This window comes from Streptomyces sp. NPDC058985, assembly GCF_042740985.1.
Taxonomy (GTDB): domain Bacteria; phylum Actinomycetota; class Actinomycetes; order Streptomycetales; family Streptomycetaceae; genus Streptomyces.
Genome location: NZ_JBHYJX010000052.1, coordinates 1 through 2,362 on the forward strand (window position 1 = coordinate 1; position 2,362 = coordinate 2,362).

Here is a 2,362-nt window from a genome sequence, read left to right on the forward strand (position 1 = left end):
GGTGCGGCGAGTGGGGGTACCTCCCACGCCCTCAAGGCAGTGGGGGAGCGTGCATGGCGTCGCGAGGCAGACGGGAATTGTCAGACAGGCCCTAGCCGCCGGCGAGTACCGCACCCACCCACGCCCCCGTGATCAGCAGGCAGGCGAACAGCTCCGTGAGCACGTCGGCGCCGCCCGAGCGCATCGCCGTCCGCAGCGCCGCCTTCGCCTCGCCGTGCCGGCCGAGCCGCAGCCGCTCGGCGAGGTAGATGCCGCCCATGAAGCCGGGGATCGCGCCGAGCACCGGGACCAGGACGAAGCCGATGGCCGCGCCCGCGCCGCCGTACGCGGTGAGCCGGCGCATCGCCTCGTCCCGGCGGCGCCTGCGGGTCGGCAGCGCCCAGCGCACCGCCCGGGCCAGCAGCAGGACGACGGTGGCGCCGACGAGCACGGCCCACGCGAGCGGTTGCGGATCCTTCAGCGCCCACCACAGGACCCCGGCCCACACCAGCCACGACCCGGGCACGCCGGGAAACAGGACGCCGCACAGCCCGAGCAGAATGACCAGGCCGGTCAGCAGGAGGTCCCACGCTCCCATCTGTCCAGGGTGCAGGAGTCCGGCCCGGTCCGCAGATGTCCGGCGCGGGGGCGGGGGCGTGCGCGGTCGGGGGGTCAGCCCTTCCTGGCGACCCAGCCCCTCTCGTACGCGTGCCAGCCCAGCTGGAGCCGGGTCGTGACCCCGGTCAGTTCCATCAGGCGCTTCACCCGGCGCTGCACGGTCCGCAGGCCCAGGTCGAGCTGCTTGGCGACGCTGGCGTCGGTCAGCCCCGCCAGCAGCAGGGAGAGGATCTCCAGATCGGTGCCGTCGGGGCCTTCCGGGCCGTGCTCGGTCACACCGGCTGAACCCAGACGCAGCGGCAGCGCCTCCCGCCACACCGCCTCGAACAGCCCCGACAGCAGCTCCAGGAGCCCACTGGCGTGCACCACCAGCGCGGCGGGCTCCGAGGAGCGCGCGGTGAGCGGCACCAGGGCGAGCGCCCGGTCGGCGACCACCAGCTTGGTCGGCACCCGGTCCACCACCCTCACCTGCTCGTCCCGGCCCAGCGCGGCGCTCAGCTCGACGATGCCGGTCGGCTGGTCCAGCACCGACCGCTCGACCACCACCCGGTAGCGGACACCGCGGCCGGTGGCCTGCTCCTCCGCGTCGTTCTCCATGCCGGTGACGGCGACCGGGCTGCCGGTGACCAGCGCGCACACCTCCTCGGTCGCGCCCAGCTGGAGCTGGAGGAAGCGCTGGGCGACCGCCGCGCCGCCGGTCACCACCTCCACCAGGTCGTGCACCGCGGGCTCGGCCGCCGCCGCCCGGTACTCCTCGGCCAGCAGCGCCGCCGCCAGTTCCGCCTTCTCCAGTTCGTGCCGCTGCTGGGTGAGCAGGGCGCCCAGCGCCACGCCCGGCGGCGCGGCGACCCAGCGGCCGGGGCGGCCCGAGGACTGGGCCGCAAGACCGTTCTGCTCCAGCCTGCGCAGCGCGCGCTCGGTGTCCCGCTCACCCAGCGCCAGCCGCCTGGCCAGGTCGGGCACGTCGGCGGCGCCCAGGGACACCAGCGCCCGGTACGCCGACTCGTGCGTGTCCTCCAGCCCCAGCGCTCCCAGCATCAGCCGTCGTCCCTCCCCGAGAACCAGCGTCCGTGGCGGAAAACGGCCACGGCGCAAACCCGCCTTGGCACATCATCGCCGTACCGCCGGTCACTCTGCCAAGGTGGCGACGCCGGGCGGTTCTCCCGTGGGGGGTGGGACCGCTCGGCCGCTTCACTCGCAAGCCTGTGCCAGCCGTCCCGCGACACGCCGCCCGGCGCGTGCCGGTCCGCCGGAATTTCCCGATGCCCCGTTTCCATCCCGCTCCTTCGGTGGACAATCAGGAGCATGAGTCAGCAGGGGGGAAGGCCCACCGGTCCTGAGGACGACTGGTGGGGGCAGCTGTACGACGACTCCACCGACGACACCGGCCCCACGGCCGCACCGGATTCCGTGGACGACCGCTTCGCCTCGGCGTCCGGCACGGTGACGGACGGCTCGGGCAACGGTCCGCCCGCCGTCCCCGGCCCCCGGGCCGGCTCCCGCCGGGAGCCTCCACCCGCGACACCGGCCGCCCCGTCGGACGTCCCGCCCCCACCCGCCGGGAGCCCGGCGCCCCCGCGCCCGGACCACCCGCGCTCCCCAGCGCCACCGCCGGCCGCCGCACAGCCGACGGACGGCTCGCACCCGGCCGCGCCCCGAGACGGCGCACAGCCCGCGGACGGCCCAGGACCCGCCCCCTCCCCGGACACCTCACGCCCCCCACGGCCCCCGGGGGATTCGCGGCTCCCGGCCCCACCACGATCGG

Annotated in this window: 2 protein-coding genes and 1 pseudogene; 1 reads left to right on the top strand and 2 read right to left on the bottom strand. The window is 75.7% G+C overall.

Annotated elements, in window-relative coordinates:
* Positions 1-91 precede the first annotated feature (91 nt).
* A complete protein-coding gene (locus ACFW01_RS32435; protein WP_234960946.1) occupies positions 92-577 on the bottom strand; it encodes a DUF456 domain-containing protein in 486 nt (161 codons plus the stop codon).
* 74 nt (positions 578-651) lie between these two features.
* Entirely contained in the window at positions 652-1,635 is a 984-nt protein-coding gene (locus tag ACFW01_RS32440; protein WP_234960947.1) for a TrmB family transcriptional regulator, read from the bottom strand.
* 267 nt (positions 1,636-1,902) lie between these two features.
* Here ACFW01_RS32440 and ACFW01_RS32445 point away from each other — a divergent pair.
* A pseudogene (locus ACFW01_RS32445) lies at positions 1,903-2,362 on the top strand (hypothetical protein); the annotation flags it as partial.

Excerpts from the sequence above, each read along its gene's own strand:
- ACFW01_RS32440 (WP_234960947.1), bottom strand. The coding sequence starts at position 1,635 with ATGCTGGGAGCGCTGGGGCTGGAGGACACGCACGAGTCGGCGTACCGG.
- ACFW01_RS32435 (WP_234960946.1), bottom strand. The coding sequence starts at position 577 with ATGGGAGCGTGGGACCTCCTGCTGACCGGCCTGGTCATTCTGCTCGGG.